This window comes from Myroides albus (genome assembly GCF_024722315.1).
GTDB classification, from domain to species: Bacteria; Bacteroidota; Bacteroidia; order Flavobacteriales; family Flavobacteriaceae; genus Flavobacterium; species Flavobacterium album_A.
In genome coordinates this window covers 2,571,140-2,597,503 of record NZ_CP102754.1, presented here as the reverse complement: position 1 = coordinate 2,597,503, position 26,364 = coordinate 2,571,140, and the positions used below count along the sequence as shown (strand labels likewise).

Genomic DNA, 26,364 nt, shown 5'->3' with positions numbered 1-26,364 from the left:
GACTAATCAAATACAAATCAAATCATTAATGTATAATCACTTTCATCAAAATAGTTATCTCTATTTACCACTATTCTTCTCAGAAGGTGAATTAGCTATCATAGAGCCTATTCTTATTAACTTTCACGAAAAGTGGTTAAAGGATTATCAAGACGTCTACAAATCTCATCTAATCAATAGTCATAGCCTAACAGGAAGTTCTTCTATCTCTACGGCTGAACGCATGCAACTATTTAAATTCATAGCCAGTGAAAGATTGCTTGCTATTGTAGAAAACCTCTTTCCTGCTAAAGCTAAATTTTTAAATACTCAACTATTCTTTGATCCTTATAACAAGGAGCAAAAAAACTATTGGCATCGCGATATACAGTATACAGGACTTTCGATAGAAGAACAGCAAGAAAAGATTAAAACAGAAAATGTCATTCACTTCAGAATACCACTAACAGAAGAATCTGGAATAGAATTAATACCAGGGAGTCACCATCAATGGGACCTACCAATAGAAGAAGATACCAGACTATCTCAGCATGGTCGACAACCAAGTGATGCTCTTGAGCGAGGGCAAATAATTAGTCTAAACAGAGGTGATCTACTTATCTTCTCTGCGAATAGTATCCACAGAGGACTGTATGGCAACAATCGCTTCTCACTTGACATTATCTATTGTGATGACATTCCCGCTTTTAAAGTGTTTATAGATGAGCGAAATCAACCTACTGATGAGGAATTGAGTCAGCTCAACAACAATGTGTTTTAATCTCTTTTTAAAAAATAAAAAGTACTACGTAAATCAACTACTGCTTTAACACCCAGTCTACTATTTTTTGTTTAGGTTCTTGATGGATTTCATAACTTTCTCCATCAGCTTAGTATAAAAAAGCTACTTTAACATATCGTAAAGTAGCTTTATTCCTTATTATATCAAGTGATTACCACACTAATACGCTGTTCTCATTCTTCCAAACTAACAAACGGAAATCTTCATAAATATCGGCAGTACCTATAGTATGTGTATCTCTTACGGGTTTATTCAAAGTCAACTTGTGTAATATACCTGCATACGTACCAACATATAGTGTCTTATCATCCTCTGATAATACCATTCCACTAATGGTAGAACCTAAGAAGTGCTGCCATAGCTCTCTTCCGTCTTTATGTATTGCTCTGATATATCCATAAGCATCTCCTAAGATATAGTAGTCATTAAAAGCCACACCAGCATACACACGCATTCCCTCGTCTAAGTATGTGATATCTTCATGCTCTTCCCAGCCTGGGATATCAGCACCTACAAGTTTTACGGCAGCCACACCAATAGATATCCCATTATAAAAATGACAAGAGTTAACTAAAACTTGTGTATCATCTTTTGTAAACAAGCAGTAGTGTGGATAAGAGGACTGTGGTCCTACCACTCCTACTTTCTTCCCTTCATTGTCCAAAACAATGTGATCACTACACTGATCTCCTACTACAATATACTTGTTGTCGTGAGACAAAGTAGCGTGATCCATTGCTAATCCATTATTTTCTTCACCTTCTTCTAATATTGGAAACAACAGTTTCTCTTCTTTAGTATCTAATAAATAAATTCCCTCTGAAGAGATAAACAATACTTTCTGCCCATCATTAAAAGGAATAAGCCTTGTAATGCCTATATTCGCTAAAGTATCTAATGTAAACTCTGTTATAATTTCTCCTTCCCATCCTTGACGAGTCACTATCTTATCTGCGTATGCTATCGCATAAACAAGATTGCGCATAGACTGTCCGATGCTTTTAATCTCTTTGTCTAATGCAACTACTTCAGTTCCTTTTGCTATATATGCTTGTCTTTCTTCATAAGAAGTCCCTTGCATAAAAGCAACGCTAAATTCTGCTATATAACAAATATCTCCTATATAACTCCCTTTATCATCAAGAATAGATACGATGGGAGCGTGTGCAGGAGGAAACTCTTGTCTAAAAGTATCTACTGTACTATTAGTATTTGCCTCTCTTAATAACTCAATAACTGCTTCTGCAAGTTTACCTCTTGTATCCTCTGCTTCTTTACCATCCCAATTATCCCAACCATGTTCTGCACCAAAAGCAACCATCTCATTAATCTCCTTAGCATACTTCTCGCCTATCTTATACCATTTACTCTGTAGCTCTTCTCTTGTTTTCATTTTTTCTATTTTTATCACAGCACTAAAGTATTGACTTATGTCTTCTAATGCAATCACTTTATTCAGCTACTTTTCGTTCTCCTAAGTTCTCGATTAACCTCAATAAATAGCCATCTGGATCTTGTACTAAGAACTGCTTCTGACCGAACTCTACATCTTCTGCTCTATACCAACGATCTTCTACATCTATAAACACATTATAATTTGCCTCCTGAAGTCGTTTTAGAATAGGTGCTATAGCATTTACTTCTATCTGAAAGTTTATTCCTCTACCAAATGGCTTTTCCATAATGCCTGTCTCCCATTCTCTATCAGCAGGATTATATTGTTCTAACATTACTTGTGCTTCTCCCATACCTAAATAGACAAAGTACTCTTCCTTGCGATCATACATTACTTCAAAACCTATGTAATCACACCAAAACTGTAAGCTTTTAGCTAAATCAGATACTACAAATTCCGGCACTAAAGTTGCCCATTTTATATTGTCACTTCTCATAATGTTCTTTTAAATAAAAATATAACATTCCTACTCCACTAATTCTCTTGTTTATTATAATGAGTAGACTATTGTCTCTTTATCAATACAACATGCTCTATTAACCCCATTCTACACTTGCTCGCCTTTCATCATTTTGTTCCAATACAAATAAGGTAAGATGTATTTCTTCAGAGCCCATAAGCGCCAATGTTCCTTAGAGCTATCCTTAATCAACATTTGTTTTAGTTTCGGATCAGGGATAAATTCATTTTTATAATTAAACTCAGCCAATACCATCTTTCCATACCCTGTCACTAATGGGCAAGATGAATAACCTTCATAGTCGAAATTATCTGCTTCTTTACCCTTAATTAATTTGTACAGATTGTCAACTACAACGGGTACTTGCTTGCGCACAGCTGCCCCCGTTTTAGCAGTAGGCAAGCCCGCAACATCACCAAGGCCAAATACATTAGCAAAACTTTTATGTCGCATGCTGTGTAAGTCTACATCTAACCAACCATTATTATTGACTAAATTGGAATTCTTTATAAATAGTGGAGCTGTCTGTGGTGGAGCCAAATGCAGAAAGTCAAACTCCATCTCTACTATACCGTCTTCTAATTGACGAATATGATCTAAATCTGTAGTTACAAAACAGTGGTTATCTTGAGTATTTGTCAATTTAAAGTAAGCCTTTCTTTGATCTGCATCAATGCGAATTGGGTTGTGAAATGGCATAAAATCAATATCATGACGATGGATAACTTCCATTAGAGTTTCGGCAATAATCTTGACTCCAAAAATCACACTTCCCGGCATTGGAAAATAGACTTTAGTCTTTTTATCTATTCCTTTTTGTTTAAAATACTCGCAAGCCAAATACATTATCTTTTGTGGTGCACCACCACATTTAATAGGAGTATTGGGTTGGGTAAATATAGCTGTACCTCCCTTGAACTCTTGCAGAAGTTTCCAAGTATATTCAGGATCGATATAATTACTACATACCACCCCCTTATTCACAGCGTCTTCCAACCCTTCAATCAAAGATAAATCATTCACCAACCCAGGGCAGATCACCAAATAATCATAGGTAAATTCACCATAAGCCGCAGTCAAAAGGCTGTTTTGAGCAGCATTCACTGTGATTACTTCATCTTTAATCCAATCGACTCCACGAGGAATCAAGTCTTTTGTATAACGTATTGTTTTCTGCTTATCATATACACCTGCACCTACTAATGTAAAAGCAGGTTGGTAATAGTGTTTTTCAGAAGGATCTATTATTGCAATTTCTAATGAACTGTCTTTTTTTTTCAACTGAGCAGCAGTCATTATACCTGCTGTCCCCGCTCCAATAATGAGAATTTGATAATGAGTTTCCATATTTGTTGTCGTTTTGCTTTATACACTAAAATATCAATCCTTGACCGTATATATTGTAACAAATGTTACAATACTATGAGTGTCATACAAAATATAAAAAAAGGCATACGAAATCGTATGCCTTATATCTATTCGTATTTATATAACGAATTTATCTTCTTCTTATTCTCCTTTTTTAGCTCTTCTTGATCTCGCTAATAAAGTATTCTTTAATAACATTGCTATTGTCATTGGTCCTACACCACCTGGTACTGGAGTGATAAACGCAGCTTTCTTGCTTACCTCATCGAAGTCCACATCACCTGCGATCACATAACCTCGAGGATTAGTAGCATCTGGTACACGAGTAATACCTACATCTACGACAGTCACACCATCCTTCACCATATCCCCTTTTAAGAAATAAGGCACTCCCAATGCTGAAATGATAATATCTGCTTCTCTTGTAATCTCCTCTATATTCTTTGTACGGCTATGTGTCAGTGTTACTGTAGCATCTCCAGGATAACCTTTGCGACTTAACAAGATACTCATAGGACGACCTACAATGTGAGAACGCCCGATAACTACCACATTTTTACCTGCAGTTTCAACTTTATAACGCTCTAATAATTCCATGATTCCGTAAGGAGTAGCTGGTAAGAATGTCTCCATCTCTAACGCCATACGACCGAAGTTCGTCGGGTGAAACCCATCTACATCTTTATCTGCATCGATAGCTAATAAGATCTTTTGCTCATCAATGTGTTTGGGCAATGGCAATTGAACGATATACCCATCTATAGCAGGATCTGCATTCAATTCTTTGACTTTAGCTAAAAGCTCTTCTTCTGTCGTTTCTTCTGGCAAAGAAACTAATGTAGATTCAAAACCTACTTTCTCACAAGACTTAACTTTACTTCCTACGTAAGTTAAACTTGCTCCATTAGTTCCCACAATAACTGCTGCTAAATGTGGTACTTTTTCACCACGAGATTTCATCTGTTGTACTTCAACAGCAATCTCATTCTTGATATCTTCCGATACCTTTTTTCCGTCTAGTAGTTGCATTAAAAATAGTAATAAGTGTGTTGTTGTGTATAAATAAAGAAGGTTTAAACCTCATAACGAACCTTAAACCTTCTTCTAATGTTATCTTTGCATACCTTTCATCTGTCCCATCATGCGCATCAAATTCTTTCCTTTTGCTCCTTGCATCATCTTCATCATTTTGCTCATTTGGTCAAACTGTTTCAGCAGTTGATTCACTTGTTGTATATCCGTACCGGATCCCTTAGCAATACGCGCTTTTCTCTTTGCATCTAAAATAGAAGGAGTAGAACGCTCTTTTGGTGTCATTGAGTGAATAATCGCTTCGATGTGTTTAAAAGCATCATCTTCAATTTCCACATCTTTCAGTGCTTTCCCCATTCCTGGTAACATCCCTACTAAGTCTTTCATGCTACCCATATTCTTCACTTGTTGAATCTGAGATAAGAAATCATCAAAACCAAACTCGTTTTTCGCAATTTTCTTCTGGATTTTACGCGCTTCTTCTTCATCATACTGAGCTTGTGCACGCTCAACTAAAGAGATAACGTCTCCCATCCCTAAGATACGATCAGCCATACGCTCTGGGTAGAAGATGTCAATTGCATCCATTTTCTCACCAGTACCGATGAACTTAATAGGTTTATTTACAACAGATTTAATTGATATTGCAGCCCCTCCACGAGTATCCCCGTCTAATTTAGTAAGAACTACTCCGTCAAAATTCAATCTATCGTTGAAAGCTTTTGCAGTGTTTACAGCATCCTGTCCTGTCATAGAATCCACAACGAATAAAGTTTCGTGTGGCGTAATAGCCTTGTGAATATTAGCTATTTCATTCATCATCTCCTCGTCTACAGCCAAACGTCCAGCCGTATCGACAATCACAACGTTAAACCCGTTTGACTTAGCATGTTTAATTGCGTTCTCAGCAATCTGAACAGGATTGTTATTTCCTTCTTCTGAATAAACCTCAATACCCAATTGCTCACCAACTACGTGCAACTGATTAATAGCTGCAGGACGGTATACGTCACACGCTACTAATAAAGGTTTTTTATTCTTTTTCGTTTTTAAGAAGTTAGCCAATTTACCAGAAAAAGTCGTTTTACCAGACCCTTGTAAACCAGACATCAAAATAACAGAAGGAGTACCTGATAAGTTGACACCAGCAGCCTCACCACCCATTAATTGAGTTAGTTCGTCTTTAACCACCTTAACCATTAATTGACCTGGTTGTAATGTAGTTAATACATCTTGTCCTAAGGCTTTTTCTTTTACTTTATTGGTAAAATCTTTGGCAATCTTAAAGTTAACGTCGGCATCTAATAGGGCTCTACGAACCTCTTTTAGAGTATCTGCAACGTTCACTTCTGTAATCTTGCCATGTCCTTTAAGGATATGAAAGGCTTTATCTAATTTATCACTTAAATTATCAAACATATCGGTATTATTTTAATACTTTGAGGTGCCAAAGATAGTATTTAACTTGTTAAGTCACAAAAAGCAAAAGCAGTAAAACTTATTTTTTTTAAATATTCTATCTAATTAATGCAATTCTCCTTACTGATGCAGTACTATTTAATGCGGAAACTACTTTGTGTTGTTTATTACTGTACATTAGTTCTGTACATAAAATCAAAAACATGAAACAATTCACAATATACATTGCCACACTAACTTTGGGGTTGATTAATACAGTATACAGTCAAGATCTACACCACAAAATTGATAGTATCCGCAACTTGCACAATGTTCCTGAAGTCGCCTACGCTATCGTGACAAAAGACGAGATCTTAACTGTAGATATTACAGGATTTCACAAGTTTGCAGAGCAAACAACTGCTACAGCGGCAAATATCAAAGATTACTTCCACCTGGGATCAAATTCTAAAGCCATAACGGGTTTTATTGCTGCAAACTTGGTAGAGCAAGGTAAGCTGTCTTGGCAAACGACCTTCTTTGATCTTTTCCCTGAGTTGAAAGACTCATCAAATACAGCTTATCACAAGGCCACGCTACAGGATTACTTATCACATAGATCCAAAGTTCACGCTTTTACAAGTGGAACAGAGCGCCTGACTTTGCCAATCTTTAAGGGCAATAAACAAGAACAAAGACAAGCATTTGCCAAACACGTATTGACCATGGATCCCATAGAAACTCAAGATGGATATACCTATTCAAATGCTGGTTATAGTATTGCTGCAACTATGTTAGAGAAAGTAAGCCAAAAATCTTGGGAAGAATTAGCTAAAGAAATTCTAACAAAAAAACTGGGGATTTCATTTGTAATTGGTTGGCCTAATCGCAATTTGGAGAACCAACCTTGGGGACACGCTATGCAATACGATGTATTAGAATCCGTACCTCCCACTTATAACTATGCACTCACACTGATCGAACCAGCAGGTGACCTCAGTATGAATATAGAAAACTATATCAAATACATTCAACTCAATTTGCAAGGGCTTTCAGGTCAAAGCAATGTATTATCTGCTAAAACATACGATTACATATTCAATTATAAGGAACGATATGCCATCGGATGGAATACACTCAAGAACGATACAATAAGCGTCTATGATCATGCTGGTTCTGATGGTACATTCTTTACCTATACTCAAATAGACGGTATCACCAATACAGCCTATATCATCATGGCAAACAGCGGTACTGCCAACGCTCAACAGGCTGTAATGAAAATAGTGCAAGCAATGAAGGAGGCTAATAAATAGGTATCCCTAAGCGCTAAAGATTACTCCTAAAAGAATATTTCACACTACAAATAAACATCTTTTAGGAGTTGTCTTTTAGTTCCACATCACTCCAAAACACCTATCTCCATTTTTATCACGCAAGTGTCTCAGATTTAGTTGATACATGCCCTATTGTATTAATAAGAGATACTTATTATTATGCTCCTTCGTTATTTTCCATTACAACACTTTTAGAATACTCTTTTGCTAAAGTGACAAAATCAACATATTTTAAAAACCGAACTACAACTTTTGGAACAAGATCTAAAGTGCTCAATTACCCCCACATAAAATCAACTAACACAAAACATTACTTCCCACCTATATTTACTCTCATTAATTTTATCCTTAATTTTGCAGTCAAATAAACAATAATATGTCTCCATTAGACTCTGCATTTAGAAGATTTCAATCCGATATAAAAAACATAGAATTACCCAAAAAATTCACTTATCCCTTTTACTATGAACCTCATCCTATTGCAATCCAAGCAGCTGAGGAATTGCAAAGAGAGTTGCATTCACATAATTTAATTAGCCCATTATTTGATAAAGCTAACTCGCAGTGTTTACCAACTGGTAAGATGTTTGGAGTTCTAATTGTAAAAAATCAATTAGGCGAGCTTGGTTACTTGGCTGGTTTTTCTGGTAAGTTAGGAACCCATACTGCTATAGATTGTTTTGTACCCCCTGTTTTTGACCTGTGGAATAAGGATGGTTTTTTTGTAAAAGAAGAAACTACCTTAAACAAAATAAACAAACAGATTGATGTTCTTGAACAGGATCGAGTTTACCAAGATGCAAAAGCGTTACTTTTATCACAAGTTGCTGAAGAAAAACAAGCTATTACAGCCAAAAAAGAAAACCTCAAATCCTTAAAAACACAGCGTAAAAAGATACGAGATCAACAAAGTGCAATTTTATCGGAAAGCGACTTTCAGTTGCTAAATGAAGATTTAATCAAACAAAGTCTAAGGGACAAACACGAATTAAAAGTACTAATGCTCTATTGGCAAGAGCAAATTGATCAGACCAAAGATATTATTCAAAATTTTGAACAGACTATTAATGCCTTAAAAGAAGAACGCAAACAAAAGTCAAATGCCCTTCAAACAAAGTTATTTCACCAATATCGATTTTTGAATAACAACGGACAAGAACAGGATTTACTGGATATATTCAAACAGACAGCTCTACAACAACCACCCGCTGCAGCTGGTGATTGTGCTGCGCCAAAACTTCTGCAGTATGCTTATCTAAAAGGGTATACTCCTATCTGTATGGCGGAGTTTTGGTGGGGAGATTCACCCAAGTCAGAGATACGCAAACACCAACACTTTTACCCTGCGTGTCGAGGCAAGTGCGAACCTATCTTAGGTCATATGTTACAAGGGTTAGAAGTTGATGATAACCCGCTTTTAATCAATCAATCTTTAAGCGAACCCATAGAAGTAGTATTCGAAGATGACTACTTTGCAATCGTCAATAAACCTAATGAATTTCTATCTGTTCCAGGCATTTATATCCAAGACTCTGTCTATGAACGCATGAAATTGAGATATCCCAATGCTACAGGACCACTAATCGTACATCGATTAGATATGGCTACATCGGGAATATTAATCATTGCAAAAGACAAGGATTCTCACAAAGCACTTCAAAGTCAATTCATCAAAAAAACGGTAGAAAAACGCTATGTAGCGCTACTCGATGGTACAATAGAAGGAGATCAAGGAATCATTGACTTACCTTTGAGAGTCGATTTAGACGATAGACCCAGACAAATGGTTTGCTATGAATACGGCAAAACTGCAAAGACAAAATGGGAAGTAATCGAACGAAAAGAAGGCAAAACCAAAGTGTACTTTTACCCTATTACAGGTCGTACACATCAGTTGAGAGTTCACGCCTCACACCCAGAAGGACTAAATACGCCAATTGTAGGAGATGACCTGTATGGTACCAAAGCAAATCGCCTGTATTTACATGCTGAAAGCATCACTTTCAGACATCCAAAGACTTATGAAGTGATTAGCTTTCAAGTAAAAGAAAAGTTCTAAACGAGAAGTTTTTGTTAACTTTACTAATCAAATAATATACTATGATGTCTGATAAACAGTCCCAATTACGCAAACACAAACGCATCGCTACTGGATTATTCTTCTTAATGGCAATTACCTACATCGCTATGGTTTACACCTTGAAAAACAGTCCTGCAGATTGGATGGGGTATGTGAAAGCGTTTTCTGAAGCGGCCATGGTAGGTGCATTAGCAGATTGGTTTGCAGTCACTGCACTCTTTCGACATCCTATGGGATTAAAAATTCCACATACTAATCTAATTGTCAATAGCAAAAACAAAATAGGAGATAATCTTGGAGACTTTGTAACAGATAATTTTTTAACTGCAGAAAATATTCGCCCTTATGTTGAAAAATTAGACATTGCCACCTTACTGGTAAATTGGCTTAGACAAGAACACAATCAAAAGATTGTTGAAAAGGAATGTAGGATTCTTGCCAAAAACATAGTCAATGACATAGATGATCAAAGTGTAGTAAACTTTTTCAGTAGCAAAGCACAACAAGGAATAGAGTCAATCCGAGTACAAAGTTTTATTGCTCAAGGCTTAATGTACGCCATTGAGAAAAAAGAACATCAACGATTATTAGATGTTATTTTGCCAAAAGCACAAATCTATGTAGAAGAACACAGAGAAGAAATCTACAATGCCATTATAGAGAAAAAACCGCTACTAAGTTTAGTTGGAGGTAAGGCAGTAACCAATCAGTTAGTCAACGGTATTCACACTTTCTTAGAAGACATAAACTCAAACCCCAATCACAAACTTCGCGGAGAAATAACAACTCGATTAGAAGTACTCGCAGCTGAAATAGACAGTCAAGAAAAATGGAAAATCAAGTTCCAAGAAATCCTTTCTCAATTCATTACTCCTGAAAGAATAGAATCTTATGTACAAGACTTTTGGTCTTCAACAAAAAGTTCAATAATAGAGCAATTAGAAACTGAAGGTTCAACCCTACAAAACTATATAAGCACGGCAATTCACAACATCGCAACTGACTTAGAACAGAACCAAGAGATGCAGTTAAAAATCAATAATTGGATCAAACACACGATTTACAAATTAGCACTTAAAAACACAAAAGAAGTAGGAGAGCTAATTCGAAACACGGTGGATCGCTGGGATGGTAGAGAATTAAGTGACAAACTGGAGTTAGAAGTAGGAAAAGATTTACAGTTTATCCGCATTAACGGTACACTGGTAGGAGGGCTTGTTGGTCTTGGGATTTACATTATTACGCATTTATTACTATAAGTAAATAAATCATCGTTAAAATTATACAAATCAAACATATTTTGACTGCTATAAAATGTCAAAAATAGAATCGTATTCACTAAATTTGGTAATATACCGGATCAAAAAAGAATCCGTTTAGAAGAACTCATACTGAAATCAGTAAGCAATTCTATATTCTCTATAATTAATTCAGAATATACTTAAGATTATTGTTTTTGATAATTCAGAAGGTTCACTCTTATTAAAATACAAAATATAACCAAGTTTTATTATTACAGATTACCGCCAAAAAAAGGAGAATAGTAGTATTCTCCTTTTTTATTTTTTCATATATCCTTTGTCTACTCTTTCTATTCCCATTTGATCTCGATAAGTTATAGTTACAGCATTAGGTTGCTCCTCTTCCATATCATCAAGGTAAACAGTAACTTCTTCTCCCAAGAAATTCTTTGGAAAAACAACATATTGATTTGCCATAGATCCTTCAGTAAACAAAGTACCCTGTCCAATAATTTCTTCTGGCTTCTCACTCAAATTTTGATTTATATTCCAATAAGACATTCGATAACTGCTGTCTTTCAGTTCGTCTATGCGAATGATTTTTCCTACAGATATGATATAAGCAATTGGTTCTTTAAACTGTTGAACCGATGTATGCAATCTCTTTTTATCTTGCGCTATCAACTTTTGTCTCCAAGATTCTTCAAAAGCCAACGAGTGATTAATTACCCTTATCCTTCCGTCTTCTGTTAACCACAAAGCACCATTGTCAAACATTGTACCACGCCAGCCTACTGTAGACCATTGAGACAAATCTGACTCGGCAATTTGTGCCATGAAATCAGCATCAAAAACTTGATCAAATCGAACTAAAAACTCTTTCTCATTTTCAATACTTGGAATTGGATAATGACGTGCTAATGGATAATCTATCTTCATGGCTATAGCCTCTTTATCACTGGATTGAAACAAAGCAATCAAATCTTGGATTTGCAAGACAGTAGCTTGAGATAAATCGTTACTTTGGGCGTGAAGTGTTGTGGATAATCCCAGCAACAGAAATACAATAAACTTATTCACTATCAACAAATTTAGGCAGAGGTAATAAAGCGATTTCTCATTTGATCCGTTAGCAATTTAATCACTTGAGGATTATCTGAAGTAGTACGCAAATAATCAAAATAGGCAAGTAATTCTCTCTTTCTTTGCTCAGATAAACGGATATTTGCAGTGCTTAAATAAGTATCAAACGAAATATGTGCTGCGCATAGATAATCAAAAAGGTAATCACTTCCCCCTCTTTCTAATAATTCTTGCGCTAACAAATGGTAATTTTTATAAACACAAAAGTTTAATTTAGTAACCTGTCCTAAGGTGATAAACAATTCGCGCACAAGAGATAAATCTACTTTCTCTAACTGTGCACAAACAGCCTCTGCAATTTGCAAACGAAAAAAGTGATTCTCATCTTTGAACTTCGCTCCATACTTACCATTCCAATCCAAACTCAACCAATCGCTATCTGCTATAGTATAATTCAAAATAAACTCCTGAAAATCAACACTTGTCATTTGCATATCCATACTCTTTTTAAACTTTTTCTTCAGGTTTAAAAATACAATTAATAAACTGTATAGCCCCAGATAAACTACACTATTTAAAAACTAAAACTACTATTTCACTAATGATTAATTACTGCTAATTTATACACACATAAAGTGAAAACAACTGCCTTTTTTAACACTAATTCAATTATATCTATCAACTGTAGAAAATAACAATAGTTGGTTCACCTCAGCACCTACAACCGTAAATACTCATTAAGGTAAAACCAACTATATATGCCGCGTGTTAATCTAAACTACTTCGATATCGAGAACAGTGCGCTTCGGTTGTGTTTCAGACCATTTCTTTTGACAAAGCCATTTGCTGTCTTCTTCCAGGCCTTGTATTGTATGTCCATCTTCAATTACGTCACCTGCTTGCATAATATAATATGCATAGTCCCATAATCTACCAGCTATTGCATTAAGGTTTTCCTCCTCATCAAAGAAAATTTCGAAATCACTCATCCCTAAACTATGCAAGCCAATGGTATCCATCAAAAACTGCTTGTATTCAGGGTTTTCTATATTAAATAATCGAACATTTACAAGAAGGTCTAATCCGACGTAATTCGGATCTAAGCAATCATGAGCAAACACTTCAGGATCGATTAGCTTTTCTCCATGGATAGAAACCAATACTTCTGGTTTAGAAACCTTAATAAGCGCTAATAACATTTGTTGGATTAATACAATGCGCACTCTTGGTTCTAAACCTCTACTCATAAAATCACTGATTGACAAGGCATAATGACATTCACGCTCTACGGTGGCAGCTTCATTCCAATGCCAGTTTTGCTGAAAAAAAGTATCTTGTAATTCTGAGCGCTTGTCCTTTTCACCTTCCATGACAACACATTGTGCTGGCCCCTTCTTATCTTCAAACTCTACTTCAATTTCAGGAAAGATAAAAACATGTGCTCCTGGATCAAACTCAACTGAAGGGTAAACTTGCTGCAATGCAACTAAAACTGCCTGGTAATCTATATTTGGTTGTTCCTTATATAATAACTGAAACATTAACATTTTCGGGCTATTACCCAATTTCTTACTACCCATATCTATTAAATTTATTCGTTAACGTCTATTATTGTCTCTAAAGTCTAAAGTTACAGAATATCATTAGTAAAGGCATGGCAATATTCAATAATTTCATTCATTTTACTCCTACAATCAAAAAAAGGTATGTGTTATTTACACATACCTTTCTCTATAACTATTCGCTCTATTTGCTATTTCAATTTCGAAATCAGTTCATCTAATGACAATACAATTTGCTCACCAGAGGCTAATTCTTTTAATGCAAACTTCTTATCCATCATTTCTTGACTTCCTACTAATACAACAAATGGAATACCCTTCTTATCTGCAAACTGAAATTGTTTACCCATTTTTGCTTTATCAGGATACAACTCCGTTTTCACTCCAGCAGCTCTCAATGCCATAATAGCACTCATAGAATAACTCATCTCCTCTTCACCCATATTCAAGAACAATACTTTCGAAGCCGTACTAACTGTTTCTGGGAATAGATTCATTTCTTCCATTACAAGGTAAATTCGATCTAACCCGAAAGAAATACCAACGCCACTCATGTCTTTTAACCCAAATATTCCAGTAAGATCATCGTAGCGACCTCCTCCTCCTATAGATCCCATCTGAACAGATTCAGGCGCTCCAATCTCGAATATCGCACCAGTATAATAGTTTAATCCACGCGCCAATGTAACATCTAAGTTTAGGATAGCCGTTTGCAGGCCAACTTTTTCTACTTCTTTTCCGACAAAAGCAAGTTCTTCTACTCCCTTCAGTCCTTCTTCAGAAGTAGCTAACATCACTCTCAATTTATCCAATTTTTCTTCGAATGTTCCAGTGAAGTTAAATAGTGCCTGTACCTTTGCTATCGATTCTGCAGTGATTCCCTTTTCTATCATCTCTGCCTTTACACCATCTTCTCCTATTTTATCTAACTTATCTAGAGCAACAGTAAAATCGATCAACTTATCACTCGCATCTATTACTTCTGCAATACCTGCTAATATCTTGCGGTTATTAAGTTTGATAGTCACCCCATGTACTCCTAAAGCAGTAAACACATTGTCATATAACAATACAAACTCAACTTCTTGCCATAAAGACTTTGATCCAATAACGTCTGCATCACATTGATAAAACTCTCTAAATCTACCTTTTTGTGGACGGTCTGCACGCCATACTGGTTGCATTTGATAACGCTTAAATGGAAAGTCTATCTCATTTTGGTGCATGACCACATAACGAGCAAAAGGCACTGTCAAATCATAACGCAAAGCTTTCTCTGAAATTTGATTTGTCAATTTCAAACTGTTCTTACTCTCTAATACAGTTTCATCTACCTTGCTCAGATAATCACCTGAATTAAGTATCTTAAAAATTAATCGGTCACCCTCCTCACCATACTTACCTAATAAGGTATCAAGGTTCTCGAAAGAAGGAGTCTCGATGGGATGGAATCCAAATTTCTCAAATCCGTGTCGTATCGTTTGCATAATATATTGTCTTCTTGCTACTTCACTCGGAGAAAAGTCTCTCGTCCCTTTTGGAATCCCAGGTTTCTTTGCCATCTTTAATTAATTTTTAGTGATTTAATTTAACATCACAAAAGTACATCTTTTTTTAAAATGAAGTCAACTACTGATATCTTATCTTTCAATCGGCAGGAATTGATATAAAAGGAGCTGTTGATTGTGATTTTTTAGTTATTTTTACTAAAACCTTACAGCTGATAGTCAAGTAAAACTATGTGGAAAATAGCCTTAGAAAACACGAAAATTGCCATTATGAGTATTCGAAGTCAATTACTTCGTACCTGTATTACCGTTTTCATTATTGCTATTGGAATATGGGCTTTGGTGGGAATCTTATCTGTAGTATCAGCTTTGAGAAACACCATACTTGAAGACTTTAGCTCTATGGGAGCAAATACATTCTCTATCAGTCAGTACGACATGGCGGGAAAAATGGCTAAGAATAAATCAACTGCAAAGTCAAATCCCATCATTACTTATGATCAAGCAAGAAAATTTAAAGAAGAATATCAATATCCCTTCTCTGTAACCTCGCTTTCTTTTACGGCAGCCACCAATATTGAAGTTAAAAAAGATGAAGTAAAAACTGATCCAGAAATTTCAATTATTGGGTGCGATGAAAACTACTTACCCAATAGCGGATTAAAAGTAGAACAAGGAAGGAATTTAAGTTATACAGATATTAAAAACGACCATTATGTATGTGTTGTGGGTTCTGACTTCTCCAAAAAGATGTTCAAAGACTACAATCCTATAAATCAGATTATATCTATTCGCGGGTACAAGTTTAAGGTTATTGGCATTCTAAAAGAACAAGGAAGTACCTTCGGAAACAATGAAGATCAACGTGTATTTATTCCTATTCAGATTGCTCGTTCTATTTTCAATGCAGCTGATATAAACTATACCATAAAGGTTTCTATCATGCAAGAGGGACACTTAAATACTTCAATAGACCAAGCAATTATTGATTTTAGAAATATACGTCGACTCACTCCTGCTCATACCTCTGATTTTGGGATCGAGCGAAGTGATGATATGCTCCGCTCAATGATCAAACAAACAGAAATGCTCAATCTTGCTGCCTGGTTAATAGGACTAATCACTATTTTAGGTTCTTCGATTGCTTTGATGAATATTATGTTGGTATCTGTGACTGAACGCACACGCGAAATAGGTGTAAGAAAAGCATTGGGAGCTAAGCGAAAAACGATTGCCCAACAATTCTTTACAGAGACAGTCATTATAGGTCAACTTGGGGGAATACTTGGAACAGTGTTAGGTATTTTGACGGCTTATGGGTTGTCTTCCTTAATGCATTTTACCTTCACTATTCCGTGGAGTGCAATCTTGTCTGCATTCATTACAACCTTTATAGTGGCCGTTTTATCAGGTCTTTATCCTGCATTGAAAGCTTCCAAACTCGATCCTGTAGAAGCATTGAGATATGAATAAGCAGTTGACAATGTAGTATAAAGGCTTACAAATTGAATCCCTAAACTTAAACACTTAAAATAATACACTATGTTAACAGCAGATTTCAGTATTGTCTTGTTTATCAGTTGTGCTCTTTTCACCTTGTTCTTTGTATTTAAAAACTTTCTATCTACTGCTGGACTTGTATTTTTACTCTCGATAAGTACTGTTTTAATAGATAATCACGAAATTAGATTAGCATTACTAATATTTTTGAATACACTAAGTTTATATATGTGTAGAATTAAAGCAATGAAAATAGAATTAAAGTATGAAACAATTCTAAATTTCCCTGTAATACTGATTATCTTTTCACTTACTACTTTATTTACAGCAATAGATAACGATTTTACATTTAGTCTAATGGATATACTTACGGTTATTTTATTGGGAGCTACCTTCTCTTTCTTTTTAGTATTAATTATAATCTGTATATTTCAAGTAGGATACACAGTCTATATATGTAATAAATTCCCTATGCAATCGATTACTTCACTTGAGATTTCAAATTTAGAGCGAAGTGGAGGTGGTTCTTCTCCTCCCTTTTTCTACGCTAATTTTAAAATCAATAAAAAAGTTAAGATAGATTGTATAACTATAGATGGGATTAATTACAGTAAAGCAAAGCTTGGGCATAAGCTAAATATGACTAAGTATAAGACGGATGGGAAAGAAAACTTCGTCTTATTCTAATTTAAAATATTCCCTTTTCTGTATATTCTCTAATTAATTTACAGCCTTCAGCTAACCTAATAATACTGCTCTAAGTTAAACCCTAACACAGCATTATACTTTAGATACTGATCATCAATAGTCGCTCTAAGCTCTATCACTTCTTTCGTAATTGGATGGGTGAATTTTAATTCTAATGCGTGTAATAACATCGCCATTAGCCCATAGCGATCAAGCCACATCTTATTCTGCTTATTACATCCATGAGGACGACTACCTAAAATCGGATGAAAGATATGCTTGAAGTGCTTGCGCAATTGATGCTGTCTACCTGTCTCGGGATAAGCTTCAACCAATGAATAACGAGAAGTAAGGTGGTTGCCAAAAGGTATATCTACCTCAACTCTTTGTAGTGTTTTATAATACGTCTTTGCTTCTTGCTCTTGTCCTGCATCATTAGTTAAAGCATAATCGATCAGCTCTTCGTCTTTGGTATATCCACGTACAATGGCAATGTATTTCTTCTCAACTTTACGAGTAGCAAAATCATCATTGAGCTGCTTTAAAATCTCTTTATCCAAAGCAAATAACAAAACGCCTGATGTCTTTCTGTCTAAGCGGTGAACAGGATAAACGTATTGCCCTATCTGATCTCTCAATATCTGGATGGCGTATTCTTGAATATCACTTGCTATAAAAGATTTGTGTACCAGTAAATCTCTCGGTTTATTTATAGCTACAATATATTGGTCTTGGTAAAGTATTTCTAACATGGATGCAAAGATAAATAAGTTTAGTTACTGACGAGTAATTGTAAAAAAGGCAACCTATCAAAGATTGCCTTTTCCAAAAAAATTATTTAAGATATAAACATAGATTATATAAGAAATAACCTATACCATTTGCAGTTTTATACTATTAATAAAACCTTGTTGTTGTAACTTTCTGTGCTCTATTGTTAAATAGCTGGTATCTCATGAAGACTTCATGCGACCCTGAATTTGTTTTTCTCAAGGAAGTAGTGTCCGCATCGTAGCTGTATCCAATCATTAAATTGTTGTTGATTTGAAACCCTACTAATCCACTTATAGCTGCATCCCAGCGATATGCTGCTCCAAGAGTAAATCGATTAAAAAACAAAACATTAGCTGTTAAATCTACTTGCAATGGAGATCCTTGAACTCCTTTAATTAAAACTGCCGGTTTAACTCTAACCTCATCACTTACATCAAATATATATCCTCCTGTTAAATACAAATGCGTCTTTTTTCGCACTGTTGTAATTTCCTCGTTATCATCATAAACATAGGTAGATAGCAAGGTAGGTGCAGAAATACCAATATATGCCCTATCTGAATAAACCATAATACCGACACCAACATTAGGTCTAAACTTATTGTTGATATTACTCTGTAAAAGAGGATCCTCCGGTTTAAATGCTTTTAATTTAGTATAATCTACATTCAAAAAATTAGCTTGCCCCTTGATACCAAAAGCAAGGTTATACTGATAATCTAAAGCAATAGTATATCCGAAATCTAAGGAAATTGTATTTTCTTCCATCGCCCCTATTCTATCATTGACAAAATTAATCCCCCCAGATAGACCGTTGCTTCCCAAAGGGCTATTCAATGAAAAATTCGATGTTTTCGGAGCTCCTTCAAGTCCTACCCATTGCGATCTATACTGACCATAAATGGTTAAGTAATCGACAGTTCCAACATAAGCAGGGTTAATAACAGCGTGATTATACATATACTGCGTATACTGTGGGTCTTGTTGAGCAAACAATAGATTAGTTAAAAGGAAAAGATAAGCACTAAATAATATTTTTATAATTGACTTCATTGTATTGATGTATTGGATCCTTAATTACTTTCTAAGTGTAAATAGCCACTTTTCTTAATTACCTCACTACCAGTAGCAGTAGGTACCTCGTATTTCAGTAAGTAATAATATGTTCCTGAAGGCAAAGCTTCATTCTTGGAAGTTGTTCCTTTTCCTTCCGAATATCCTCTAAAGACATTATTATTGCTATCGTAATTGGTTGTACGATAAACTAAGCTTCCCCATCTATTAAAGATTTCCACAGTATTATTAGGAAACTTATTGATATTCAAAATTCTAAAATACTCGTTGTATTCCCCTCCACTATTAACAAAATTGTAGATGACAATATCTCCATCGTCCAATATTTCTTTCTTAATAGAAGCTAATGTAAAGAAGCCATAACCTTTTACTGTTGAAATTGTTGAAACCTCTTTAGAATCAAGGTCCACAATACCTCCTTCATCTACCCACATCTGTTTAGCAGTATCCCATCTCACAACGTGTAAAGTTTCTGCAGGATTCTCTAAGACTTTCTCCAATGTTGTATCTGCCCAACTAAGAGTTACTACAACGGAACTTTTGGTATTATCTATTGCTTCTACAAGCCAATACTCATTAGTATTAAGCGTTTCAATCACACTTGATTTCGCTGTTCTCGCTTTAAAGAATGCAGCGTCTTTTAATGTATAAGCACTTTGAAATACGTCTTTTAATCCCTGTGGTGCAGTAATTTTAGAATATCTAAACTTTCCTTTATTTCCCACAGGAAACACAAATTCTTCACGCCCTTCTTTCTCCACTCTTCCATCAATATAACTTTTATCTGAAGCATTGCTCCACTTACTTTTTTCCAAAAACGTAATACCACCGCCGTGTAGTGAATCAACCTTTACAATCCCACTTTTAAAGTCAACATTTCCCTGTATGCTAATATCGTTTAGTACAGCAAAAGCTTCTTTATTCGATTTAGGACTATCAAACACCACATCGTTAAACTCTATAACTCCATTTCCACTAATGAATTGTTTGTCCTTTTTAGTATCATTTGGTGTGAAAACAACTTTTGCAGTAGTTACATTAGGAGAAGAATAAAACAAATTATCATTGACAAAGTTACCTTGGTAGTAAATAGTTCCATCTGTTTTAAAGTTTGCTTCCTCTTTATTAAAAAAATCTCCCTCAACAGATACAACTTCATTGGAACTTACATGGAAGACCCCTTCATTTACAAAAGTTGCCTTTTCTTGAGCAAAAAGACTCTCTCCCCAAAATAACAAGAGCCCCATTAATATTGCAAAAACATTTTTTCTCATCTAATTATAATTGTTTTTGTAGAAAAACTTATCGGCAAAAAGAGAATAATTACAAGGTAAAATACTTGTTATCTTCTATTTTAATATAGCAGATATGTGAATTTCATAATTTATGTTAATCAACTTTTTCTGTATTAACAACTTTTGTGCCTAAATGAATGACTTTCAATTTTTTTATAGATAATTTAAGTTTAAGACTAAGCCAACACACTATGATAAACAATCATTAAAAGGCTTGCTATTTACCTTTAACGTTATATATACTTATTTAACTACCAATTCTCCCCAAAAGCCTTTCGCATAAAAAAATATTTACTTTCAACCTCTTTCCTAATTCTTGAGAATAAATAATATATTTTTGTTGCTTGCAAAGCAAACAGAAGTTCTTAGAGTACAAGTTACTTACCAGAGCTAACCTGCTGACTTAAAATTTTCAAACAATAGTTCACTTGATCACCTATGTCTGATAAAGCCTTGATATCTAAATCCAAAACCTCAATTATAGGTTTACTTAAACAATCTTTCTCGAATGAAAGCTTTGATTTGACAAATATGTCCATCAACAGAGCTGTTTTTTTACTGGCTATTCCGATGATGTTTGAAATGCTGATGGAATCGGTATTTGCCTTAGTCGACTTGTATTTTGTTGGCCATTTAGAACAAAGTGCTTACGCCATACAAAGTGTGGGACTTACGGAATCCTTACTCTCGATAATTTACGCGATATGTATTGGTATAAGTATGGCTGCAACGGCAATTGTAGCACGAAGAATTGGAGAAAAGGACAAAGTAAAAGCCTCGCAAAATGCTGCCCAAGCAATTAGTATTTCCATTGTAATAACAATTATTCTGAGCGTTTTAGGCTTTGTATACGCAAAAGAGTGGCTCTTGTGGATGGGAGCTTCGGAGGCCTCCGCAGAATACGGCTATGTATATACACGTATACTACTTGTCAGTAGTATCTCAATTATGTTGTTATTTTTAATCAACGGTATCTTCAGAGGAGCAGGAAATGCAGCTGTTGCGATGAAAAGCTTATGGTTTGGAAATATATTCAATATTATCTTGTGTCCTATTATGGTAAGAGGATGGTGGATATTTCCTGAAATGGGATTAGAAGGTGCAGCGTATTCAACAGCTATTGGTAGAAGTATGGGGGTGGCTTATCAAATCTATTACCTAACTCGAAAAGATTCTCTCATTCAGCTAAAATGGGTCTATTTTAAGGTACAATGGCAGATGATATGGAATATCATTAAAATAGCAGTTCCAGGTATGATTCAATATATGATATCCACTTGTAGTTGGGTTATTTTAGCGCGAATAGTTGCTCAAAGTGGTGGGGAGATAGGTTCTTCTGGATTCCTGACCTGTCTAAGGCTATTAGTGTTCTTTATCTTACCTGCATGGGGGTTGAGTAATGCCGCTTCAACTCTCGTTGGCCAAAACCTTGGAGATCTCAATCCTGATAAAGCTTATAAGTCGGTTATTGCTACCTTAAAATACAATATTATCTATATGGCTATTGTGACTGTTATCTTCTTTACTATGGCCGAATTATTAGCCTCTTTCTTTACGACTAATGAAGATATTAAAGCTGTGGCAAAACAAGCGATGTACATTGGCGCATCAGGTTTTATCGTATATGGTATAGGAATGACATTAATGAATGCCTTTAATGGTGCTGGAGATACTATTACCCCAACAATCATCAATATTATTGGCTTTTGGTTATTTCAAATTCCGTTAGCATATGCTCTAACTTACTACTTCAATATGGGACCCACAGGATCCTTTATAGCTATTCCCGCAGCAGAAATTCTTATCGCGATATTAGCTTTTGCTTTGTTTAAACGCGGCAAGTGGAAACTCAAAAAAGTATAAACACAAAATCCTCAATAAATAAGATATTTATTGAGGATTATTTTTATTGTATATTATTTCTAATTGCTGTATTCTGAAGCGCTGCGTATCATATCTACATGGGGGATATTATCTTCTAAATAGTCGTCAGAAGATGGTTTAAAACCAAATGACCCGTAGAATTTCTTTAAGTAACACTGAGCACCGATTTGAATATCCTGTTCACCAAACTCTTGAGCAATCTTTTCAATAGCAAGTTGCATTAAAACTCGACCATAACCGTCTTTTCTATAGTCTGGTGCAATAGCAACTCTGCCTATTGATATCTCAGGATAACTTAGTCCAGGAGGAACTATTCTTGCACAAGCGATTACCTTATCTTGATGTGTAGCATAAATGTGTAAACACTGTTTGTCCTTTCCGTCAATCTCTGGATAAGGGCAGTTCTGCTCTACAACAAAGATATCAGTTCGCAAACGCAAGATATCGTACAGTTCGTTGACTGTTAGTTCGTCAAACAATTTGGTGTGCCAGTGAATACTATTCATAACTAATACGTTTTAAATTCTACTGTTCAAAGTTATAATAATCCTTTTTTAATACAGAAAGATTAACAGTAAAAACACAATAATTTATATCCAATATAGAGTCTATTCTTAGAGCAACTCTGGAAAATAAGAACGTGCTATTAACAAAACCAAAACAGCAAATCCATTGTTGATCAAGTGAAATAAAAAGGAATACCAAAACCCGTAGCGAATGCGCACATATCCCATCATTATGCCTAATGCAAATTGAGGAAAGACTATCAAAGGAGATAAAATTAAAATCCTCGAGGTAATTTCTTCAAAATTAGTAATATGTATAAACCCAAAAATTAAAGTTAAAAGGTAGAATATGTAGGAAAAATAAGTGGTGTACAACTTCTTCAACACTTCTTTTTTCTTGCCTATAAGGTAAGTCAATACAACAAAAAGGCATAGTGTAACAATAGATAATCCATTTGCAACAGTTTCATTCAGTTTATCTACACTAAACAAAAAGTAAGCTGAAGTCAAAATAAACCCTATAAACAAGTAGCTCGGTTTAAATCGCATAGGCAATCGAAAACTTAATTCTTCAATAAATGGTCCTATTACAACAGCAAATAGAATAAAAGGAACCACGCCTAATTCATTTAAGACTAATTCTATTAAATCTGGTTCTGGAATATCCAATACCAAATCTAATATCTGTTGAAGAGCTACAATTGAAAAAAGACAAAGCCCCCACAGTTTGAGCGTATTGAATAGCTTATACTGAGGAGAAAGAACAACTCCTTGTAAGTTGGGCTTCTTTGCGAATAAAAAGAAATCTGTTAATAATTCTTTTAGTGTCATTAGTAAATTTATAAAGTTATAACCAAGTTATAAAAAAAGCAGTAATTATTATAATAATAATCACTGCTCTATTTTTACTTTCTAAAAGAAATACCTAAACTTACCTATAAAGCTCCTACCAGGCTTTTGTAAACTAAAGTTATCATACACTACTTTGTCAAACATATTTCTACATTCTAAGGTAAATTGAAACTTTTGCTCTTTTCCGAAGGTATAAGTCGCGACAAAATCATGGGTAATTTGATCAGGTATTGTAAATTTTCCATCAGACTTAGATCCTAATGATGGCCAATAGAGGTAAAACTCTTTGATATACATCATAGCATAACCTAAACTAAGATTATCTTCTTTAAATATTTTATTAAAAGTATAGTTAGCATCTACATTTCCATATAAGTAAGGAATGTTTGGCAATCGATCTTTGTAAAGATTACTTGCTAAATTAGCAATCGTCTTTGTTTTATTAATTAAATTCTGATAAGTACCATTGACTCCAATATTAAAATTGTTTTTAAAGTAATATCGAATTTCACCCTCAATTCCCGTGTTTTGACTTGATGCTAAATTACCATAGGTTTGGTGGGTCTTATGTGTTGATAGTTCAGGACGGATAAAGTCTTCCGAATCCCTAAAGAAACCATTTAAGTCAATAGATATCAAGTGATTTTTCCCTAATTGTGGGCTATAGTTCACTCCCAAATTATAGTTATTACTTACTTCAGGATTCAGTTTGTTATTACCCGCAATATTTACCTTATCTCCAAAAAGCTCTACTGAAGATGGCAATCGAATACTCTTTTCAAAGGAGCTTTTAATTTGCAAATTATCTAACACAAATATAGATCCTGTAATTCCGTAACCAAAGTAATTGTGATCTGCACTATACCCCTTATAAGCAGTATCCCCCCACTTACCAGTTGGATTATATGAATCTGTATAATTAATTCTTTGATAATAATACTTTCCAAATGCAGTAATACTCCATTTTGTATTTGGTGTAAATTGGTAGCTTAAACCGTTTATATTCTTTAAAACTTCCGAAGGTTTATTCTTTATAATATCATCGGGATTGAGTTCATCTTCTCCTTTGCGTTTAAAGAAATTAATTGTATTGCTAAAAGAAAAATTGTGTTTGTCTCCCAGTTTATAGTTAATCACTGTAGCTACCATCCCATTGTTGTTTTTAAACTTATACATTGTTCGGTTTCGCTCTCCTCCCTTTTTGCCGTACAACTCCTCATAATCTATATAATCTTGTACCCAATTGTATCTTCTATACACAGTGTCTATCACTTGATCACTTCCCAGATTATAATTTGCATTTAATCGAACATCAAGTCCTTCAATAAAAAGATTCTTCTTTTCATACATCAAAGTTGGCATGACTATATCTCCTCTTTGATGAAGATTTCCAAAGACAGATTCCATCCTCGCTCCAGTTTGAATCTCTTTATAGTTCTGTCCTAAAGTTATTCCTATTGCTATTCGATCTGCAAAAGATTTATTTACTAAACCAATCTGACCGACAAAGTTTTCATTGTGATATTTATCGTGAAAACGCTTTACTTTTTTATTTCTTCCGACAATTGTTCCCGTATGGATATCGTTGACATTCACACGAACTTTATAATCGTTATCTGAATAATTTTGATAGGCATTTAACTGTGTATAAAAACCAGTCTTCTCATCTACATAGACAAAGTTTACGTTACTTCGATGAGTATTGAAAGAACCGTAAGAATAAGACATGTCCAAAGAAGTCTTATCATAGGTATTAGTAATGATGTTAATTGCTCCACCTAAAGCGTCAGATCCTAAACCAACAGGGACAACTCCTTTGTAAATCTCAATGCGATTTGCCAAATTGATTGGTATGTTATTTAATTGAAAAGCCGAACCAAAATTATCCATGGGTATCCCATCTATAAAAAACTTTATCTGGTTTCCAGAATATCCATTCAAAGAGACATTCATCGTAGATCCTACACCTCCATCTTCTCTTACTCTTACTCCACTTGTTTTATCAATTGCATGACCTATATCCATTGCACGTGAATGCAGCTTGACAGCGTCCAAAACAGAAACATTATAGGCCTTCTCTTTTATTTGTTGGTTCTTACTTTTAGCTAAAATGTTGATCTCAGATAAATTGTAATTATCGGGAATCAAAGGGATATTCAAAATAGTATTATCGCTTACTTGAATTTCTTTCTGATAATCGCGATAACCAATATAACTAACGTACACAGTGTAAGCCTGCCCTTTCTTTAAGTGGGGAATCTCATAATTCCCCTTTGAATTGGTCTGTCCAAACTTATTATTTTCTTTGATAACGACAGAAGCACCAATAATAGGTTCTGATTCGCTACCTTGGACAATCCCCCTTAGTATAGCCGTTTCTTGAGCAAACGCAGTAGAGCTAATAAACAAGAAAAATACAGCTAAGTATTGAATTAAAATTCTCATCTTCATGACGAATATATTTATATAGTAAAAAGACAACCTTA

At 34.9% G+C, this 26,364-nt stretch carries 22 protein-coding genes; 7 read left to right on the top strand and 15 right to left on the bottom strand.

Annotated features, from left to right (window positions below; all coding sequences use genetic code 11):
- The first annotated feature begins 28 nt into the window (after positions 1 to 28).
- Positions 29 to 760 carry a phytanoyl-CoA dioxygenase family protein gene (locus NWE55_RS11845; RefSeq protein WP_155092716.1) on the top strand — a complete coding sequence of 244 codons (732 nt, stop codon included), beginning with the start codon at positions 29 to 31 and terminating at the stop codon, positions 758 to 760.
- Positions 761 to 932: 172 nt separating this feature from the next.
- Here NWE55_RS11845 and NWE55_RS11840 read toward each other — a convergent pair whose 3' ends face one another.
- The 5 genes from NWE55_RS11840 to ffh form a co-directional block, all read right to left on the bottom strand.
- Positions 933 to 2,174: a YncE family protein gene (locus NWE55_RS11840; protein WP_155092717.1), complete on the bottom strand. Its 1,242-nt coding sequence runs from the start codon at positions 2,172 to 2,174 to the stop codon at positions 933 to 935.
- 58 nt (positions 2,175 to 2,232) lie between these two features.
- Positions 2,233 to 2,673: a bleomycin resistance protein gene (locus NWE55_RS11835; protein WP_155092718.1), complete on the bottom strand. Its 441-nt coding sequence runs from the start codon at positions 2,671 to 2,673 to the stop codon at positions 2,233 to 2,235.
- Positions 2,674 to 2,784: 111 nt separating this feature from the next.
- Positions 2,785 to 4,044: an NAD(P)/FAD-dependent oxidoreductase gene (locus NWE55_RS11830; RefSeq protein ID WP_155092719.1), complete on the bottom strand. Its 1,260-nt coding sequence runs from the start codon at positions 4,042 to 4,044 to the stop codon at positions 2,785 to 2,787.
- A 162-nt stretch (positions 4,045 to 4,206) separates the two neighbouring features.
- A complete protein-coding gene (locus NWE55_RS11825) occupies positions 4,207 to 5,094 on the bottom strand; it encodes a bifunctional 5,10-methylenetetrahydrofolate dehydrogenase/5,10-methenyltetrahydrofolate cyclohydrolase (protein WP_155092720.1) in 888 nt (295 codons plus the stop codon).
- Between the two features lie 81 nt (positions 5,095 to 5,175).
- Positions 5,176 to 6,516, bottom strand: coding sequence for a signal recognition particle protein (gene ffh, locus NWE55_RS11820; RefSeq protein ID WP_155092721.1), 1,341 nt, complete (start codon positions 6,514 to 6,516; stop codon positions 5,176 to 5,178).
- 203 nt (positions 6,517 to 6,719) lie between these two features.
- Between ffh and NWE55_RS11815 the strand changes: the two genes are divergently transcribed.
- The 3 genes from NWE55_RS11815 to NWE55_RS11805 all read left to right on the top strand — a co-directional run bounded on the left by NWE55_RS11815 (position 6,720) and on the right by NWE55_RS11805 (position 11,171).
- Positions 6,720 to 7,811 (top strand): serine hydrolase domain-containing protein, encoded by a 1,092-nt coding sequence (locus NWE55_RS11815; protein WP_155092722.1) that lies wholly within the window; start codon positions 6,720 to 6,722, stop codon positions 7,809 to 7,811.
- A gap of 397 nt (positions 7,812 to 8,208) precedes the next feature.
- Positions 8,209 to 9,891, top strand: coding sequence for an RluA family pseudouridine synthase (locus NWE55_RS11810; protein ID WP_155092723.1), 1,683 nt, complete (start codon positions 8,209 to 8,211; stop codon positions 9,889 to 9,891).
- A 44-nt stretch (positions 9,892 to 9,935) separates the two neighbouring features.
- The gene (locus tag NWE55_RS11805) at positions 9,936 to 11,171 is read left to right on the top strand and encodes a DUF445 domain-containing protein (protein ID WP_155092734.1); all 1,236 of its coding nucleotides are present in this window, start codon (positions 9,936 to 9,938) and stop codon (positions 11,169 to 11,171) included.
- Between the two features lie 300 nt (positions 11,172 to 11,471).
- Here the strand turns inward: NWE55_RS11805 and NWE55_RS11800 are convergent, their stop codons facing one another.
- The 4 genes from NWE55_RS11800 to hisS all read right to left on the bottom strand — a co-directional run bounded on the left by NWE55_RS11800 (position 11,472) and on the right by hisS (position 15,360).
- Positions 11,472 to 12,233: a hypothetical protein gene (locus tag NWE55_RS11800; protein WP_155092724.1), complete on the bottom strand. Its 762-nt coding sequence runs from the start codon at positions 12,231 to 12,233 to the stop codon at positions 11,472 to 11,474.
- 11 nt (positions 12,234 to 12,244) lie between these two features.
- A complete protein-coding gene (locus tag NWE55_RS11795) occupies positions 12,245 to 12,730 on the bottom strand; it encodes a hypothetical protein (protein ID WP_160339396.1) in 486 nt (161 codons plus the stop codon).
- A gap of 279 nt (positions 12,731 to 13,009) precedes the next feature.
- A complete protein-coding gene (locus tag NWE55_RS11790) occupies positions 13,010 to 13,816 on the bottom strand; it encodes a DUF4261 domain-containing protein (RefSeq protein WP_155092726.1) in 807 nt (268 codons plus the stop codon).
- A gap of 173 nt (positions 13,817 to 13,989) precedes the next feature.
- Positions 13,990 to 15,360, bottom strand: coding sequence for a histidine--tRNA ligase (hisS, locus tag NWE55_RS11785; protein WP_155092727.1), 1,371 nt, complete (start codon positions 15,358 to 15,360; stop codon positions 13,990 to 13,992).
- 177 nt (positions 15,361 to 15,537) lie between these two features.
- On the opposite strand from hisS, the gene NWE55_RS11780 reads away from it, so the two are divergent.
- Positions 15,538 to 16,779, top strand: a complete 1,242-nt coding sequence (locus NWE55_RS11780) for an ABC transporter permease (protein WP_155092728.1) — start codon at positions 15,538 to 15,540, stop codon at positions 16,777 to 16,779.
- 69 nt (positions 16,780 to 16,848) lie between these two features.
- Complete coding sequence (locus tag NWE55_RS11775; RefSeq protein ID WP_155092729.1) at positions 16,849 to 17,493, top strand: hypothetical protein; 645 nt, start codon at positions 16,849 to 16,851, stop codon at positions 17,491 to 17,493.
- Between the two features lie 56 nt (positions 17,494 to 17,549).
- On the opposite strand, the gene NWE55_RS11770 is transcribed toward NWE55_RS11775, so the two are convergent.
- The 3 genes from NWE55_RS11770 to NWE55_RS11760 form a co-directional block, all read right to left on the bottom strand.
- On the bottom strand, positions 17,550 to 18,245 hold the full coding sequence (locus NWE55_RS11770; RefSeq protein WP_155092730.1) for a pseudouridine synthase: 696 nt from the start codon (positions 18,243 to 18,245) through the stop codon (positions 17,550 to 17,552).
- A gap of 145 nt (positions 18,246 to 18,390) precedes the next feature.
- A complete protein-coding gene (locus tag NWE55_RS11765) occupies positions 18,391 to 19,329 on the bottom strand; it encodes a PorP/SprF family type IX secretion system membrane protein (RefSeq protein ID WP_373425583.1) in 939 nt (312 codons plus the stop codon).
- Between the two features lie 11 nt (positions 19,330 to 19,340).
- Positions 19,341 to 20,615 carry a T9SS type B sorting domain-containing protein gene (locus NWE55_RS11760; protein WP_155092732.1) on the bottom strand — a complete coding sequence of 425 codons (1,275 nt, stop codon included), beginning with the start codon at positions 20,613 to 20,615 and terminating at the stop codon, positions 19,341 to 19,343.
- Positions 20,616 to 21,074: 459 nt separating this feature from the next.
- On the opposite strand from NWE55_RS11760, the gene NWE55_RS11755 reads away from it, so the two are divergent.
- Positions 21,075 to 22,499: an MATE family efflux transporter gene (locus NWE55_RS11755; RefSeq protein ID WP_155092733.1), complete on the top strand. Its 1,425-nt coding sequence runs from the start codon at positions 21,075 to 21,077 to the stop codon at positions 22,497 to 22,499.
- 59 nt (positions 22,500 to 22,558) lie between these two features.
- Here NWE55_RS11755 and NWE55_RS11750 read toward each other — a convergent pair whose 3' ends face one another.
- The 3 genes from NWE55_RS11750 to NWE55_RS11740 form a co-directional block, all read right to left on the bottom strand.
- On the bottom strand, positions 22,559 to 23,026 hold the full coding sequence (locus NWE55_RS11750; protein ID WP_155091709.1) for a GNAT family N-acetyltransferase: 468 nt from the start codon (positions 23,024 to 23,026) through the stop codon (positions 22,559 to 22,561).
- A gap of 108 nt (positions 23,027 to 23,134) precedes the next feature.
- Positions 23,135 to 23,857 carry a CPBP family glutamic-type intramembrane protease gene (locus NWE55_RS11745; protein WP_155091710.1) on the bottom strand — a complete coding sequence of 241 codons (723 nt, stop codon included), beginning with the start codon at positions 23,855 to 23,857 and terminating at the stop codon, positions 23,135 to 23,137.
- Between the two features lie 81 nt (positions 23,858 to 23,938).
- The gene (locus NWE55_RS11740) at positions 23,939 to 26,329 is read right to left on the bottom strand and encodes a TonB-dependent receptor (protein ID WP_243731257.1); all 2,391 of its coding nucleotides are present in this window, start codon (positions 26,327 to 26,329) and stop codon (positions 23,939 to 23,941) included.
- Positions 26,330 to 26,364 lie beyond the last annotated feature (35 nt).